The 16,789-nt window shown below is 56.5% G+C and carries 15 protein-coding genes; 9 read left to right on the forward strand and 6 right to left on the reverse strand.

What is annotated here, in order from left to right:
• The first annotated feature begins 58 nt into the window (after window positions 1–58).
• Both rapA and rluA read left to right on the forward strand, forming a co-directional pair.
• Complete coding sequence (gene rapA / locus IMQ33_RS15430; protein WP_024483551.1) at window positions 59–2,965, forward strand: RNA polymerase-associated protein RapA; 2,907 nt, start codon at window positions 59–61, stop codon at window positions 2,963–2,965.
• Between the two features lie 54 nt (window positions 2,966–3,019).
• Entirely contained in the window at window positions 3,020–3,670 is a 651-nt protein-coding gene (gene rluA, locus IMQ33_RS15435) for a bifunctional tRNA pseudouridine(32) synthase/23S rRNA pseudouridine(746) synthase RluA (protein ID WP_065683557.1), read from the forward strand.
• Window positions 3,671–3,701: 31 nt separating this feature from the next.
• Here rluA and djlA read toward each other — a convergent pair whose 3' ends face one another.
• Entirely contained in the window at window positions 3,702–4,535 is an 834-nt protein-coding gene (gene djlA, locus IMQ33_RS15440) for a co-chaperone DjlA (protein WP_196062214.1), read from the reverse strand.
• Window positions 4,536–4,765: 230 nt separating this feature from the next.
• Between djlA and lptD the strand changes: the two genes are divergently transcribed.
• From lptD to apaH, 6 genes are all read left to right on the forward strand, one after another.
• Window positions 4,766–7,132 (forward strand): LPS assembly protein LptD, encoded by a 2,367-nt coding sequence (gene lptD / locus IMQ33_RS15445; RefSeq protein WP_098928829.1) that lies wholly within the window; start codon window positions 4,766–4,768, stop codon window positions 7,130–7,132.
• 67 nt (window positions 7,133–7,199) lie between these two features.
• Window positions 7,200–8,501: a peptidylprolyl isomerase SurA gene (gene surA, locus IMQ33_RS15450; protein WP_065683559.1), complete on the forward strand. Its 1,302-nt coding sequence runs from the start codon at window positions 7,200–7,202 to the stop codon at window positions 8,499–8,501.
• On the forward strand, window positions 8,488–9,480 hold the full coding sequence (gene pdxA / locus IMQ33_RS15455) for a 4-hydroxythreonine-4-phosphate dehydrogenase PdxA (RefSeq protein WP_196062255.1): 993 nt from the start codon (window positions 8,488–8,490) through the stop codon (window positions 9,478–9,480). The genes surA and pdxA overlap by 14 nt, the downstream gene beginning before the upstream one ends.
• The gene (gene rsmA / locus IMQ33_RS15460; RefSeq protein ID WP_021179275.1) at window positions 9,473–10,291 is read left to right on the forward strand and encodes a 16S rRNA (adenine(1518)-N(6)/adenine(1519)-N(6))-dimethyltransferase RsmA; all 819 of its coding nucleotides are present in this window, start codon (window positions 9,473–9,475) and stop codon (window positions 10,289–10,291) included. The genes pdxA and rsmA overlap by 8 nt, the downstream gene beginning before the upstream one ends.
• A 13-nt stretch (window positions 10,292–10,304) precedes the next feature.
• Window positions 10,305–10,682: a Co2+/Mg2+ efflux protein ApaG gene (gene apaG, locus IMQ33_RS15465; RefSeq protein WP_024483557.1), complete on the forward strand. Its 378-nt coding sequence runs from the start codon at window positions 10,305–10,307 to the stop codon at window positions 10,680–10,682.
• 1 nt (window position 10,683) lies between these two features.
• Window positions 10,684–11,535 carry a bis(5'-nucleosyl)-tetraphosphatase (symmetrical) ApaH gene (gene apaH, locus IMQ33_RS15470; protein WP_196062213.1) on the forward strand — a complete coding sequence of 284 codons (852 nt, stop codon included), beginning with the start codon at window positions 10,684–10,686 and terminating at the stop codon, window positions 11,533–11,535.
• Window positions 11,536–11,581: 46 nt separating this feature from the next.
• On the opposite strand, the gene folA is transcribed toward apaH, so the two are convergent.
• The 3 genes from folA to IMQ33_RS15485 form a co-directional block, all read right to left on the reverse strand.
• Window positions 11,582–12,064: a type 3 dihydrofolate reductase gene (gene folA / locus IMQ33_RS15475; protein ID WP_024483559.1), complete on the reverse strand. Its 483-nt coding sequence runs from the start codon at window positions 12,062–12,064 to the stop codon at window positions 11,582–11,584.
• A 142-nt stretch (window positions 12,065–12,206) separates the two neighbouring features.
• Window positions 12,207–12,671, reverse strand: a complete 465-nt coding sequence (locus IMQ33_RS15480) for a threonine/serine exporter (protein WP_065683562.1) — start codon at window positions 12,669–12,671, stop codon at window positions 12,207–12,209.
• Window positions 12,668–13,468: a threonine/serine exporter ThrE family protein gene (locus IMQ33_RS15485; RefSeq protein WP_024527198.1), complete on the reverse strand. Its 801-nt coding sequence runs from the start codon at window positions 13,466–13,468 to the stop codon at window positions 12,668–12,670. The genes IMQ33_RS15480 and IMQ33_RS15485 overlap by 4 nt, the downstream gene beginning before the upstream one ends.
• A gap of 126 nt (window positions 13,469–13,594) precedes the next feature.
• Here IMQ33_RS15485 and IMQ33_RS15490 point away from each other — a divergent pair, with 126 nt between their 5' ends.
• A complete protein-coding gene (locus tag IMQ33_RS15490; RefSeq protein WP_021179269.1) occupies window positions 13,595–14,209 on the forward strand; it encodes a LysE family translocator in 615 nt (204 codons plus the stop codon).
• A gap of 33 nt (window positions 14,210–14,242) precedes the next feature.
• Here IMQ33_RS15490 and kefC read toward each other — a convergent pair whose 3' ends face one another.
• Together kefC and kefF are read right to left on the reverse strand one after the other, a co-directional pair.
• Window positions 14,243–16,096: a glutathione-regulated potassium-efflux system protein KefC gene (gene kefC, locus IMQ33_RS15495; protein ID WP_065683563.1), complete on the reverse strand. Its 1,854-nt coding sequence runs from the start codon at window positions 16,094–16,096 to the stop codon at window positions 14,243–14,245.
• Window positions 16,089–16,649: a glutathione-regulated potassium-efflux system oxidoreductase KefF gene (gene kefF, locus IMQ33_RS15500; RefSeq protein WP_098931747.1), complete on the reverse strand. Its 561-nt coding sequence runs from the start codon at window positions 16,647–16,649 to the stop codon at window positions 16,089–16,091. Before kefF ends, kefC begins: the two co-directional genes overlap by 8 nt.
• Between the last annotated feature and the right edge of the window lie 140 nt (window positions 16,650–16,789).

Consider the following 16,789-nt stretch of genomic DNA (forward strand, 5'->3'; position numbering starts at 1 on the left):
CCCAGGGCTTATCTGCCGGGTAGCAAGACTTACTTAATAAGAATCGAGCCGACAAACTATGCCTTTTACACTTGGTCAACGCTGGATCAGCGATACGGAAAGCGAATTGGGACTGGGAACCGTGGTAGCACTGGACGTGCGCATGGTGACCCTGCTTTTCCCCGCAACCGGTGAAAACCGCCTCTATGCCAGAAACGACTCGCCAATCACCCGCGTGATGTTTAACCCGGGCGACACCATCAGCAACCACGAAGGCTGGCAGTTGCAGGTGGAGGAAGTCAAAGAGGATAACGGCCTGTTGACCTATATCGGCACACGTCTGGACACCCAGGAAAGCGGCGTCGCTATGCGTGAAGTGCTGCTGGACAGTAAGCTGACCTTCAGTAAACCGCAAGACCGCCTGTTTGCCGGTCAGATTGACCGCATGGATCGCTTTGCGCTGCGTTTCCGCGCCCGCAAATACCAGAGCGAACAGTATCGCCTGCCGTTCGCTGGCCTGCGTGGTATGCGCGCCAGCCTGATCCCGCACCAATTGCATATCGCCTACGAGGTCGGCCAGCGCCATGCGCCGCGCGTTCTGTTGGCTGATGAAGTGGGCCTGGGTAAAACCATCGAAGCCGGGATGATTATTCATCAGCAACTGCTGGCTGGCCGCGCCGAACGCGTGCTGATCGTGGTGCCGGAAACCCTGCAACACCAGTGGCTGGTTGAAATGATGCGTCGCTTCAACCTCTATTTCTCCCTGTTTGACGATAGCCGCTATTCCGAAGCGATGCTCGACAGCAGTAACCCGTTCGAAACCGAACAGTTAGTGATCTGCTCGCTGGATTTCGTGCGTCGCAACAAACAGCGCCTTGAGCAGTTGGCCGATGCCCACTGGGATCTGCTGGTGGTAGACGAAGCTCACCACCTGGCCTGGAGCGAAGACGCGCCGAGCCGTGAATATCAGGTGATTGAACAGTTGGCGGAGCACATCCCGGGCGTACTGCTGCTGACGGCAACCCCGGAGCAGCTTGGCCAGCAAAGCCACTTTGCCCGCTTGCGCCTGCTGGATCCCAGCCGTTTCCATGACTACCAAGAGTTTGTCACCGATCAACAGAAATACCGCCCGGTAGCCGATGCGGTGACGCTGTTGCTGAGCGGCGAGCGCCTGGCGGATGACAAGCTGAACCTGCTGGGTGAGCTGATCGACGAGCAGGACATTGAACCCCTGCTGAAAGCGGCCAACAGCGATACCGACAACAGCGAGCAGGCGCGCCAGGAACTGGTCACCATGCTGATGGATCGCCACGGCACCAGCCGCGTGCTGTTCCGTAATACCCGTAACGGCGTAAAAGGCTTCCCACGCCGCCACCTGCACCAGATCAAACTGCCGTTGCCAACGCAATATCAGACGGCGATCAAGGTGTCCGGCATCATGAGCGCCAAGAAAACCGTCGAAGCCCGCGCCCGCGACATGCTCTACCCAGAACAGATTTATCAGGAGTTCGAAGGGGAGAATGCGACCTGGTGGAACTTCGATCCGCGCGTTGAGTGGCTGCTGGATTATCTGGTCGCCAACCGTCATGAGAAAGTGCTGGTGATTTGTGCCCAGGCCGCGACCGCTCTGCAACTGGAGCAGGTGCTGCGTGAGCGCGAAGCGATCCGGGCCGCCGTGTTCCACGAAGGGCTGAGCATTATCGAACGCGATCGCGCCGCCGCCTACTTCGCTTCACAGGAAGAGGGTGCACAGGTGCTGCTGTGCTCCGAAATCGGTTCGGAAGGGCGTAACTTCCAGTTTGCCAGCCAGATGGTGATGTTCGACCTGCCGTTTAACCCGGATCTGCTGGAACAGCGTATTGGCCGTCTGGATCGTATTGGCCAGATGCACGACATCCAGATCATGGTGCCTTACCTGGAAAACACCGCTCAGGCCGTGCTGGGCCGCTGGTTCCATGAAGGGCTGGATGCCTTCGAGCACACCTGCCCAACCGGCCGGCCGATTTATGACAGTTGCTATGAGCAACTGATTGGCTACCTGGCCGCCCCTACCGAGCAGGAAGGTCTGGATGAGTTTATCCATGCCTGTAACCAGCAGCATAAGCAATTGAAAACGCAGCTGGAACAGGGCCGTGACCGTCTGCTGGAAATGCACTCCAACGGCGGTGACAAAGCGCAGGCGCTGGCGGAAGCCATTGCGGCGCAGGACAACGACGTTAACCTGGTGAGCTTTGCGCTCAACCTGTTCGATATCGTCGGCATCAACCAGGAAGACCGCAGCGACAACCTGATCGTCCTGACTCCGTCCGACCATATGCTGGTACCGGACTTCCCGGGGCTGCCGCAGGATGGCTGCACCGTGACGTTTGATCGCGAGCAGGCGCTGTCACGTGAAGATGCCCAGTTTGTCAGCTGGGAACACCCGATTATCCGCAACGGGCTGGATCTGATCCTCTCCGGCGACACCGGGAGCTGTGCAGTTTCCCTGTTGAAAAACAAGGCACTGCCGGTGGGCACCCTGCTGGTCGAACTGGTGTATGTGGTTGAGGCGCAGGCCCCTAAACACCTGCAATTGACCCGCTTCCTGCCTCCAACGCCGATCCGCATGTTAATGGATCGCAAGGGAACCAACCTGGCAGCACAGGTCGAGTTCGAAAGCTTTAACCGCCAACTGAACGCGGTCAATCGCCACACCTCCAGCAAACTGGTCAATGCGGTGCAGCAAGAAGTGCACGTGATGCTGCAACAGGCAGAAAGCCTGGTGGAAGAACAGGCCCGCGCCCTGATCGAACAGGCCAAGCAAGAGGCCGATGACAAGCTGAGTACCGAGCTGGCACGTCTGGAAGCCCTGAAAGCGGTTAACCCGAATATCCGTGATGACGAAGTCGAAGCGCTGGAGTTCAACCGCAAGCAGGTGCTGATTAACCTCAACGAAGCGGGATGGCGGCTGGATGCTATTCGTCTGGTAGTGGTGACACACCAGTGATCCACACAGCGGGGAGCCAAGGCTTCCCGGTTTGCCCTTCTCAGCGGAGCTAACATGGAACCTTACAATCCCCCGCAAGATCCGATGCACGTGCTGTATCAGGATGAGCACATCATCGTGGTCAACAAACCTAGCGGGCTGCTTTCCGTGCCTGGCCGTGCCCCGGAGAACAAGGACAGCCTGATGACGCGTATCCAGGCAGACTTTCCTGCGGCGGAGTCCGTGCATCGCCTGGATATGGCTACCAGCGGGGTGATCGTGGTGGCATTGAACAAGGCCGCCGAGCGTGAGCTAAAACGCCAGTTCCGCGAGCGCGAGCCGAAAAAATGCTACATCGCCCGCGTGTGGGGGCATATGGCACAGGATGAAGGGATGGTGGATTTACCGCTGATTTGCGACTGGCCTAACCGGCCCTTGCAGAAAGTCTGTTTCGAAACCGGCAAGGCCGCACAGACCGAATATGTGGTGCTTTCCCGGGACGCGGATGGCAGCACGCGGGTCAAGCTGCTGCCCATCACCGGGCGCTCACACCAATTGCGTGTGCATATGCTGGCATTGGGTCACCCCATTCTTGGCGATGGCTTCTACGCCCCGCCAGAGGCCAAGGCGATGGCACCGCGCCTGCAGCTGCACGCACAAGAGTTGCGTATCACCCATCCCGCGTTCCAGACACCGATGCATTTTCGCGTAGAGCCGGATTTCTGAGTTTTAAGGGCGCCGCACACGGCACCCTTAACTATTTGAAACCCTTCTCGCGTTTGATCAGGTCGTAGGCTGCCTGGATCTCCTGCGCTTTCTGTTTCGCCATCTCCATCATTTCCGGCGGTAATCCCTTGGCGACCAGTTTATCCGGGTGATGCTCGCCCATCAGCTTACGATAGGCACGTTTGATGGTGGTGGCATCGTCGCTGCTGCTCACGCCCAGCACCTTGCAAGCATCCTCCAGCGTTGGGCCACGTTGCGCCTGCTGGTAGCCGCCCTGGGAGTATCCCCCTTGCTGCCCCTGCCAACTGCCGCCACCGAACTGACGTCCGCCTTCAATCATGCTGAGGAACTGATCGAACTGAGCGCGGGAGATCCCCAACTCTTCGGCGATCACATACAGCACCTGGCGTTCATTCGGATGCAGCGAGCCGTCGGCAAACGCGGCCTGGATCTGAATTTCCAGAAACATCCGAATCAGGTCAAAGCGACCAAAACAGATGCTGCGTAACTGCTGCAAGGTTTCACGCAGCGGAAACTGGCTGTGCTTGCCTTCGCGGAACGCCTGCTGCGCCGCGGTACGGGCCTCGCCATGCAGTTGCAGGCGGTCCATAAACAGACTGGCTATCTGGATATCGGCTTCGGTCACCCGCCCTTTCGATTTGGTCAGATGCCCCATAACCTGAAAGGCAGTGCGGAAAAATAACGTCTGCCGCGTTTGCTGATCGGTAAAGAAGCCCCGACTACGCTTGTTATTACGTGCGGTATCAATCATATGACCAACGATCAACCCCAACACGACACCCCAGAATCCGCCGCCAGCCCAAATGGCGACAATCACTCCGAGCAGTTTTCCCCAATACTGCATATACTCCCCAACTATCAAACCGTAATAAGCCGTGTATCCCCATCGGTACGTGCAAGGGTTAAGGCGATTTTTTCCAAGAATTCGATTATCATACCTGTCATTTATCTCTGCGCCTAACGACGACGCAATCGAACGGCAGGATTTAACACTAGCGCAACGCTGATGAGTGATATAGTCTCTGACCGTTTGCCGGACATGACGCCTCTGATGACGGAACACCAAAACCGCGTATGAAAAAAAGTTTCCCAACACTGCTGGCCACGTTAATTTGGACGGCGATATATAGTCAGCACGCGCTGGCAGATCTGGCCGAGCAATGTATGCTCGGTGTGCCTGTTTATGATAAACCCGTGATCAGCGGCGACCCCAACAGCCTGCCGGTCACCATCATTTCCGATGATTCACAAGCCAACTATCCGAACAACGCGCTGTTCACCGGCAACGTCAACGTCGAACAGGGCAACAGCACCCTGACGGCGAAGCAGGTTGAGCTGAAGCAGACGCAAAAAGACGGGCAGCCGGATCCCATCCGTACCGTTACCGCCACCGGTGACGTGAATTACGCGGATAATCAGATCAAACTGAAAGGCCCTAAAGCCTGGTCAAACCTGAACACCAAAGACACCGACGTCTATCAGGGCGACTATCAGATGGTGGGCCGCCAAGGGCGTGGTGACGCCGACAAGATGAAGATGCGCGGTCAAAACCGCTACACCATCCTGGAAAACGGTACCTTCACCTCGTGCCTGCCTGGCGATAACAGCTGGAGCGTTGTGGGCTCCGAAGTGATCCACGATCGCGAAGAAGAAGTGGCCGAAGTGTGGAACGCCCGCTTCAAGATTGGCAAGGTGCCGGTGTTCTACAGCCCCTATTTGCAGCTGCCAGTGGGCAATAAACGCCGCTCCGGCTTCCTGATCCCCAATGCCAAATATGGCAGTAATAACGGCTTCGAGTTCATGCTGCCGTATTACTGGAACATTGCGCCAAACTTTGATGCCACCATCACCCCGCACTACATGACGAATCGCGGCCTGCAGTGGCAGAACGAATTCCGTTATCTGTTGCAACCGGGTCTGGGCACCATGGCCTTCGACTGGCTGCCAAGCGATAGGCAGTACGAAAAAGATCACGGAGATGTCGACGACAGTAAGCGTTGGCTATTCTACTGGGGCCATAACGGCGTAATGAATCAGGTGTGGCGTTTCAACGTCGACTACACCAAGGTCAGCGACCCTTATTACTTCACCGATCTGGATTCCAAATACGGTTCCACCACCGATGGCTACGCCACGCAGAAATTCAGCGTCGGTTATGCTGACGAGAACTGGGATGCCACGCTGGCCTCCAAGCAGTTCCAGATCTTCAGCGGTGCAGGTAACCAGAACGCCTACCGTGCACAGCCGCAGTTGGATCTCAACTACTATAAATCGGATATCGGTCCGTTTGATTTCCACACCTTCGGCCAGGTTGCCAACTTTACCAGCGTCAACCCGAATAACCCGGAGGCCACCCGTTGGCACATTGAACCGGCGATCAATCTGCCGCTGGTCAACAGTTGGGGCAGCCTGAATACCGAAGCCAAACTGATGGCGACGCATTTCCAGCAGACCATCCCGAACGGTTTTGCCGCCGACTATGCCAACCGTAACCCGGGTAGCCCGGTTCCCGATCTGGAAGGTTCAGTCAACCGCGTACTGCCGCAGTTCAAGACCGACGGCAAAGTGGTGTTTGATCGCCCAATGGATTGGTCAGAAGGTTATACCCAAACCATCGAGCCACGTATGCAGTACCTGTACGTGCCTTATCGCGATCAAAGCGATATCTATACTTATGACTCAACCCTGCTGCAAACCGACTACTCGGGCCTGTTCCGCGACCGCTCCTACAGCGGCCTGGATCGCATCGCCTCGCAGAACCGTGTGGCAGCCGGTGTCACTTCGCGTATTTATGATGACGCGCTGGTTGAACGTTTTAACGTTTCCGTAGGTCAAATCTACTACCTCAGCCGCTCGCGGACCGGGGATCAAAGTAGCAACTTTGATAATAGCGATGATACCGGCAGCGTCGTCTGGGCTGGTGACACCTATTGGAAGATTGACGATCGCTGGGGCCTGCGCGGTGGTGTGCAATACGACACCCGTCTTGACAGCTTCGCGTTAGGCGACGCGGTAGTGGAATATCGTCAGGATCAGAATCGTATGGTGCAGTTGAACTACCGTTATGCCAGCCCGGAATATATTTCGGCAACCCTGCCGGATATCAGCAACCCAGGCTATCAGGACGGTATTTCGCAGGTCGGTCTGGTGGCCAGTTGGCCGATTGCCGATCGTTGGGCAGTCGTCGGGGCGTATTACTACGATACCCGTGCGAAACAAACTGCTAACCAGTTGGTCGGCCTGCGCTATAACACCTGCTGCTGGGCGGTTAACGTGGGTTATGAGCGCAAGATCACCGATTGGGACTACGGCAATCAGGTCAGCAAGTACGATAACAAAGTTTCATTCAACGTCGAACTGCGTGGCTTGAGCAGCGATCACAGCCTTGGCACCAATGAAATGCTGCGTTCGGGTATTCTGCCTTACCAACGCGCCTTCTGATATTGATTAACGAATTGAAAAAAAACAACTTTCACCCGCATTTGCGGAAACAGATAACGGGAAATGTATGAAGAACTGGAGAACGCTTCTTCTCGGATTGGTGGTTTGTGCCAATACCGCGTTCGCAGCACCGCAACAAATGGATAAAGTCGCCGCCGTCGTCGATAACGGCGTAGTACTCGAGAGCGACGTGAACGGCCTGATGCAATCGGTGAAACTCAACGCACAGCAGGCTGGCCAGCAATTGCCAGACGACAATACGTTGCGTCACCAGATCATTGAACGTCTGATTATGGATAATATCCTGCTGCAGATGGCGCAAAAAATGGGGATCACCGTCAGCGATGCCGATCTGGACAAGGCGATAGGCAATATCGCCGCCCAGAACAAGATGAGCCTGGATCAACTGCGTAGCCGCTTGGCGTATGAAGGTCTGAACTACAACACTTACCGTGCGCAGATCCGCAAGGAAATGCTGACCTCAGAAGTGCGTAACAACGAAGTGCGTCGCCGTGTCACCATCCTGCCGCAGGAAGTTGACGCGTTGGCCAAGCAGGTCGGCGCGCAGAACGGCGGTGAAACCGACATCAACATCAGCCACATCCTGATCCCGCTGCCAGAAAACCCATCGCAGAAGCAGGTTGATGAAGCCGAAGCGCTGGCGAAACGCCTGGCGGGTGAAGCAACCGGCGGTGCCGATTTCGGCAAGCTGGCGATCACCTACTCCGCCGACTCACAGGCGCTGAAAGGCGGCCAGATGGGTTGGGGTAAACTGCAGGAAATGCCAACGCTGTTCGCAGAGCGTCTGTCCAGCTCCAAAAAAGGTGACGTGGTTGGGCCGATCCGCTCCGGCGTCGGCTTCCATATCCTGAAGGTCAACGATATCCGTGGCGGTACCCAGTCGATTTCAGTGACAGAAGTGCATGCCCGTCATATTCTGCTGAAACCTTCAGTAGTGATGACCGACGATCAGGCACGCGCCAAGCTGCAGGAAGTGGCTGCGGCCATCAAGAGCGGCAAAGCGAAGTTTGAAGACGAGGCCAAACAGCTGTCACAAGATCCAGGCTCTGCCCTGCAGGGCGGCGATCTGGGTTGGGCTTCGCCAGACATGTACGATCCTGCCTTCCGCGATGCGCTGCTGAAACTGCAAAAAGGCCAGATCAGCGAGCCGGTACATTCTTCCTTTGGCTGGCACCTGATCCAGTTGCTGGATACCCGCCAGGTGGATAAAACCGATGCGGCGCAGAAAGATCGTGCCTACCGCATGCTGTTTAACCGCAAGTTTGCCGAAGAAGCGCAAACCTGGATGCAGGAACAACGTGCCGCTGCTTACGTGAAGATCCTCGATGGAAGCAATGCACCGCAATAACCGTATCGTCATCACCCCCGGCGAGCCTGCCGGGGTTGGGCCGGATTTGGTCACCGTACTGGCACAACAGGATTGGCCTGTTGAGCTGGTGGTGTGCGCCGATCCGGCCTTGTTGCTTGAGCGCGCCCGCCAGTTGGCGTTACCGCTCACGCTGCGCGACTACCAGCCAGGCCAACCTGCACAGCCACAGCGTGCCGGGACCTTAACGGTATTGCCCGTTGCAGCTCCGGCGGCCGTGGTCGCTGGCGAACTTAACGTCGCCAACAGCGCCTATGTGGTAGAGACTCTGGCACGTGCCTGTGACGGTTGCCTGAACGGTGAGTTCGCCGCGCTGGTCACTGGCCCGGTCCATAAAAGCATCATCAACGACGCTGGCGTGGCCTTTACCGGCCACACCGAGTTCTTTGCCGATCGCAGCCATTGTGAACGCGTGGTGATGATGCTGGCTACCGAGGAGCTTCGCGTCGCTCTGGCAACGACCCATCTGCCGTTACTGGCAGTCCCGGGCGCCATTACCCAACAGAGCCTGTTCGAAGTGATCACCATTCTCGATCGGGATCTGAAAAACCAGTTTGGCATTCCGCACCCGTTGATTTACGTCTGTGGGCTAAACCCACACGCGGGGGAAGGCGGCCATATGGGGCGTGAAGAGTTGGATGTGATTATTCCGGCTTTGGAGGTGCTGCGTAGCCGCGGCATCCAGCTGATTGGCCCGCTCCCGGCGGATACGCTGTTCCAGCCCAAATATCTGCAACATGCAGATGTGGTGCTGGCGATGTATCACGATCAGGGCTTGCCTGTACTAAAATACCAGGGGTTTGGTCGGGCGGTGAATATCACCCTCGGTTTGCCTTTTATCCGTACCTCGGTCGACCATGGTACCGCGTTGGAACTGGCTGGCAGCGGCACTGCCGATGCAGGCAGCTTCAAAACGGCCTTGGCTCTCGCCATTAAAATGATAATTAACAGCAATGAATAATAGAGTCCACCAAGGGCACTTTGCCCGCAAACGTTTTGGACAGAACTTTTTAACCGATCAGTTTGTCATCGATAGCATTGTCTCAGCCATTCACCCACAGCCGGGCGAAGCGGTCGTCGAAATCGGCCCTGGCCTAGGAGCCTTGACCGAGCCGGTTGGCGCGCGTATGGATCGCATGACGGTGATTGAACTTGACCGCGATCTGGCAGCCCGCCTGGCCAATCACCCACAGCTGAAAGACAAGCTGACCATTCATCAGCAAGATGCCATGACGGTGAACTTCGCCGAGCTGGCAGCCGTGGAAGGCCAATCGTTGCGCGTGTTTGGCAACCTGCCGTATAACATCTCGACGCCGCTGATGTTCCACCTTTTCAGCTATACTTCAGCTATCCGCGACATGCACTTTATGCTGCAAAAAGAGGTGGTCAACCGTCTGGTTGCCGGCCCAAACAGCAAGGCATACGGGCGCTTGACCGTGATGGCGCAGTATTACTGCAACGTTATTCCCGTGTTGGAAGTGCCGCCGACTGCGTTCGCGCCACCGCCTAAAGTCGATTCTGCCGTGGTTCGTCTGGTACCGCATCTGGTGATGCCAAATATTGTCGGCGATGTGCGTATGCTCAGCCGCGTGACCACCCAGGCGTTTAACCAACGCAGAAAAACCATCCGCAACAGCCTGGGCGATCTTTTCACCCCGGAACAGTTGACGGAACTCGGCGTCGATCCGACGCTCAGAGCAGAGAATATTTCTGTAGCGCAGTACTGTAAGCTGGCAAACTGGCTTTCACAACAGCAGGCGCAGCAGCAATAAAGGAGCAGTTGTCATGATTGATTCGCCCCGTGTATGTGTGCAGGTACAGAGTGTGTATGTGGAATCACAATCGATACCTGAGGAAGAACGTTACGTCTTCGCGTATACCGTTACCATCCGTAATCTGGGGCGCTTTGACGTGCAACTGCTGGGCCGTTACTGGCTGATAACCAACAGTAACGGTCGGCAAACTGAAGTTCAGGGCGAGGGAGTGATCGGTGAACAGCCCATTATCCAGCCCGGCAGCGAGTTCCAATATACCAGCGGTGCGATACTCGAAACGCCGCTGGGCACCATGGAAGGCCACTATGAAATGGTTGATCAACAGGGTCAGCCATTCCGTACCGCTATTCCGGTGTTCCGTTTAGCCATCCCTACGCTGATCCACTAATATGTCGACATATCTTATCGGCGACGTTCATGGCTGTTTCGATGAACTGCAGTCGCTATTAGCGCAGGTTAATTTCGATCCCCTGCAAGACCAACTGTGGCTGACTGGCGACCTGGTCGCCCGTGGCCCCGGCTCGCTCGAAGTGCTGCGCTACGTCCGCTCTCTCGGCCCGGCATTGCGAATGGTTCTGGGTAACCACGACCTGCACCTGCTGGCGGTGTACGCCGGTATCAGCCGTAACAAACCCAAAGACCGCATTACCCCCTTGCTCGAAGCACCTGATGCTGACGAGTTGATCAACTGGCTGCGTCGCCAGCCGGTGCTACAGGTGGATGATGAACGCAAACTGATCATGGGCCACGCCGGCATTACCCCACAGTGGGATATCGAGACCGCACAGATGTGTGCCCGTGAAGTGGAAGCGGTACTCAGCAGCGACAGTTATCCGTTATTTCTGGATGCGATGTACGGCGACATGCCCAACAACTGGAGCCCGGAACTGAGCGGGTTGGCACGCCTGCGCTTTAGCACCAATGCCTTGACCCGCATGCGCTATTGCTTCCCTAATGGCCAGTTGGACATGATCTGCAAAGATGCGCCGGGCACCGCTCCCGCTCCGCTGAAACCCTGGTTTGATCTGCAACGTCTGGTCGATCCCGAATACAGCATCATCTTCGGCCACTGGGCATCACTCGAAGGCAGAGGCACGCCGGAAGGGATCATCGGCCTGGATACCGGCTGCTGTTGGGGCGGGGATTTAACCCTGCTACGTTGGGAAGACAAGCGCTACTTTACCCAGCCAAGCAACCGCCGTGATGCAATAGACGGCGCGGATACGCTGGCAGCGTCTTAAAACGACAATGGGCACCCAAGGGTGCCCATTTGATAGCTAACCCGCCTTAGCGGCGTTCCAAAATCTCAAAACAGTAGCCATGCGAGTTCAGTGCATCCGCATCGTGGAAGGCGCTGAACGAGGTTTCCCATTCGTCCGGCTCGTAATCCGGGAAGTAGGTATCGCCACCCACTTCGGCATCGATATGCGTTAGATACATCCGGGAAGCCCGTGGCAGGAACTGGCTATAAATGCTGCCACCGCCCATCACCATCACTTCTTCCACCTCGCCAGCCGCAGCCAAGGCCTCCTCCAGCGAAGTCACCCAGGTCACGCCAGGTTCTTTACCCGGCTGGCTGCTTAACACGATATTATGGCGGCCCGGTAATGGGCGGCCAATCGACTCAAAGGTCTTACGGCCCATAATCACCGGTTTATTTAACGTGTTACGTTTAAACCACGCCAAATCCTCCGGCAGGTGCCACGGCATGGCATTTTCCATACCAATAACGCGATCCGCCGCCAAAGCAGCAATCAGGCTGATAATCATTGTTTAACCCTGTATAGGCAGCAAAATTGTTCACACTATACGTAAAGCCCCGGCCACCGTCGATAGACGAATCGAGCGATAGTCATATATCGGACGGCTCTGAAGATAAACTCCAGTAATCCCAGATCCTTAGAAAAAAGCCCTAAACGCCGGGACGTTTACGATACAGCCACAGACCCGGTACCGACAGGCCAATCGACAAGGCTCCCACGATAAAACAGGCTTTGAGGAAGTTGGAGATCATCACCGACATCAGGGCTTCGCTGTAGCCCAAATGTGAAATCTCCACCACGCTGATCATCGCGGTATAGGCTGAAATACCGGGGAACATCGGGATCACCGCCGCAACGGTAAACACCTTGGGATGTGCCAGCAGCCAGCGTGACCAGTAAATGCCGATGATACCGATCAGGATGGCGGCCAGGAACGAGCCCCACTCGATATTCATGCCGAAATGCATCATCAGCATCCGCGAACCGTGCCCCAGAGCCCCAAGCAAGGCACAGTAGCGCAGCGCTCGTAGCGGCACGTTGAACACCATGGCAAAGCCGAGCGCGGGTACCGCCGCCAGCAGCATGTCCTGTAACAGCGCCCACAGCAGGCTCATGACCACCCCCGTAAATCCCACAGCGACATCGCCATCACCACGCCGATGCAGGTTGCCAGCGTCAGTAAACTGGCCATCGCCCAGCGGGCCAGGCCGGTATTCACGTGGCCTTTAAACATATCGGCTACCGCGTTGATCAGCGGGAAACCGGGCACCAGCAACAGCACGCTGGCCGCCATCGCTACGCTGGAGGTTTGGTGGAAAAACGGCACACGTAACAGCAGGCCGGAGACCGACGTGGCGACAAAGGCCGTCAGGCAAAAGTTGATCAGCGGATTCATATGGCGAGCGGTCAGCATCTGGCGCACAAACATCGCCAGACCACTGGCCATAAAGGTGACCGCAAAAGCATCTGGCCCGCCGCCGTTGAGCATGCTGAAACAGCCACAGGACAGCCCCACCATCAGCACCACCAGCCAACGCGGATAGCGCAGCGGACGGATCTTTTCAAAGCGCCGCGCCACGTCATGGACGTCGGCCAAATGGTGTTCTGCCAGGATCACAATGTGCTGCACCTCGGTCACCATTTGCATGTTGATCCCACGATCGACGTTCTTTCGCGTGGTGGTCAGGCAGGCATCATTGCTGATGGTGGTAAGTACCACGGCGTTGGCCGAGATGGAGCTTTCTACACTATCCATGCCAAGCGCCAGGCCCAAGCGAGTCGAAAGTTGTTCCACCACCATGCTTTCCGCCCCGTGCTGTAGCAACAGCAACGCACACTGAATACACAGACGGGTGATCTCACGCTGTTGCTGGTTTACACCGGGTATCTCTGCGGTTAATTCCTTTTTCATGTCGCTCAATCACATCCTCTTAATGAAGACCCATCATATAACCAGAGATTGATGTAATAGGTTGATGCACGTCAGGAGGAGTGGCGTTATTATCAGCAGAATTAGGCCTTTTTCAGAGACTCGCTCATGCTTGAAACCTCATTGTTTGTCGCCGGCATTGCCACGCTCGGCATGCTTTCCCCCGGGCCAGACTTTTTTCTGGTGATTAAAAACGCAGCGCGCTATCCGCGCCTGGCAGCAATGATGACCGCGTTCGGCGTGATCTGCGGCGTGGCAACTCATATGTCTTACTGTGTCGCGGGTCTGGCGGTAGTGATCACCACCACGCCGTGGTTGTTCAACGTGCTGAAATACGCCGGTGCGGTGTACCTGATTTGGGTCGGTATTCAAGCCTTGTTGTCACGCGGTGGCAGCAAGATGAACGTCAGCAGCCTGCCTCAACAGCAGGTCAGCCTGAAAAGCGCCTTTGTACAAGGTTACCTGTGTAATCTGCTCAACCCGAAAGCCACGCTGTTCTTCCTCGCGGTGTTTACCCAGGTATTGCAAATCAACTCCGGCCTGGGTGAAAAACTGTGGTATGCCGGGATTATTTTCGGTCTTTCCGCCGTTTGGTGGCCGGTGCTGGTGTTTTTAATCCAAAGCGGGCCGGTACGCCGTGGGCTGGAGAAAACCCAGAAGGTGGTCGATAAGCTGCTGGGTGGGATGTTAATCGCCTTGGGCATCAAGGTCGCGCTGAGCTGAAAAACCGGCGAGGGGCAAACCCTCGCCAGCCAATTACCCTTTCGCTTCCACTACCTCTTCCTCAGGCGCTTTGCCATCAATACTGCCGCGCCAGCCGTTTTGCTGCACGTGAGATAGGCGCATCTGATCTTGCTCGATGGCCGACGACAGCATTTCTTTAGCCCGTTGCAGGCTGGCGACACGGAACTCGGTATCTTCGTAGTTCTCCAGCGTATCCTCCAGCATCTTCAGGTTATACCGCCGGAAGGTATCCGCCTTTTCACGGGCTTCGTAGGCGTCCAGCCCCAGCAGTTCGAGAGTTTCTCTGCCGATCAGTAACGAGCTTTCAAAGGTTTCCCGCGCAGGTTTTTCAACCCCCAACTGCCGCAGTTGATACCAGTGGTCCACATCGCGGGCACGCGCCACCACTTTCAGGTGCGGGAAATGGCGTTTGACCAGCGCCGTCAGTTGCAGGTTAGCCTCCACGTCGTCGATGGCGTTAATCAGGATTTTGGCATGTTCCGCTCCTGCCGCTTCCAACAGATCGGCCCGCGTCGCATCGCCATAAAACACCTTGGTGCCAAATTTGCGCAGCGTTTCGATATGGTCCGGATCGTGATCCAGCACCACGGTATGCACGCCGTTGGCCAGCAGCATACGGCCTGCGATCTGGCCAAAACGGCCAAAACCGGCGATGATCACGCTGGCATTCTCTTCGTCGATCACATCTGCCGGGCGTTCGTCCTGCGGGGCATTTTTGGCCAGGCGAGCGGCAACCACCAGCAGCAATGGCGTGGCGGCCATCGAAAGTGCAACGGCCAACGTCAGCGATTTAGCCCATTCGAGTGGTAACACACCAGCCATCTGTGCCGCAGCAAAGATCACAAAGGCAAACTCACTGCCCTGCCCCAGCAAAATGGCGAACAGCCCGCGCTGGCGCTTGGGTACCCCAAGCATCGGCGCAACCAGCCACAGCAGTGCCGCCTTCAACAGCATAAAGCCCAGCAACAGCGAAGCAATCAGCAACGGGTGATGGAACAGCGTGCCAAAGTCGATCGACATCCCCACGCCGATAAAGAACAACCCAAGCAACAGGCCTTTAAATGGCTGAATATCGCTTTCCAGCGCATGGCGGTATTCGGAACTGGCCAGCAACACGCCAGCCAGAAAGGCCCCCATCGCCATCGATAGCCCGGCCATTTCCAGCAGAATGCCAAAACCAAACACCAGGAACAGCGCCACGGCGCTGAAGACTTCACGCATGCCGGAACGCGCCACAAAGTGCAGTAAGGGCCGGGTCACATAGCGCCCTAACAGCACCACGACCGCCAGCGCCCCCACCACTTTGGCGGCAGAAAACACAAAGGCCCCCAGCGTGGTAGCCGCGCCGCTGCTGGCAAGCAGTGGGATCATCGCCACCAAGGGAATAGCGGCAATATCCTGGAACAACAGCACCGCAAACGAGCTGCGGCCAATCGGCGAAGGCGTCAGGTTACGCTCACTCATCGCCTGCATGGCAATTGCCGTTGAGGAGAGTGCCAACGTCAAGCCAATCAGCAAGGCGACCTGCCAATTCAGGCCGAGGAAATAGCAGAAGGCGCTTAGCACCAGGCCGCATCCCACCATCTGGATGCTGCCACCACCAAATACCGCTGCACGCAGCGTCCACAACCGCCGGGGATCCAGCTCCAACCCGATGATAAACAGCATCAACACCACGCCGATTTCGGCAAAGGTCAGTATCGACTCGGGATCGGAAACCAGTTTCAGCCCCCAAGGGCCAATGACACAGCCCGCAATCAGATAGCCGAGTACCGATCCCAACCCCAGGCGTACGGCAATTGGCACCAAAAGCCCGGCTGATCCCAGATAGATCAGCCCTTCAATCATCATCGAGTGATTATCCATTCACTGACTCCTGCTCTGCTGCTGGCTCGTTGTGTTCCATCAGATACTGCACCAGCCGCTGACGATAGGCTTCCCCGGCGGCGATCAAAGCCGGTTCGTTACAGGTAAAGGTGTTGTGCACGGCAAAATACGGTTGCCACTTCATACCGCAGTAAATCGCCGTGGCCTGTAGCGGCTGACCCAGTGCGGCAAAGTTGGGGTAATCGCCCAAAGCGAAATGCTGCTCATCTCCGCCGCTGGTGACCGCCCACAGGCAGTCTTTCCCCACCAGGGCGTTGCCCTCGTGGCCATAGGCCCAGCCATGCTCCAGCACTTTGTCGATCCACAGTTTCAGCAACGGCGGCAAGCTGTACCACTGCATCGGATGCTGTAAAACCACCATATCGGCCCGTTCCAGCGCCCGCTGCTCGGCGTTGATATCGATATTAAAATCCGGATACAGTTCATACAGCGCACGGACCTCCACGCCGGGAATGTCTTTTACCGCCTGTAGCAACCGTTGGTTGGCATGGGAATGCCGGGGATAGGGATGGGCGTAAATAATCAGGATCATGCGCTTCTCGTTGTTGCGTTTCATACAACGAGTATATACCAGTCACCGTGCCGCCATTAATGACTTGAAAGCTTGCTAGCCCACGATGCCCCCATCCCCTGATCATCAGGATATGGGGGCAATATGACATCACTGGCTTA

The sequence above is a fragment of the Serratia sp. Res13-Sevr-LER1-36-b genome (assembly GCF_015673035.1).
In the GTDB taxonomy this organism is placed as follows: Bacteria; Pseudomonadota; Gammaproteobacteria; order Enterobacterales; family Enterobacteriaceae; genus Chania; species Chania fonticola_C.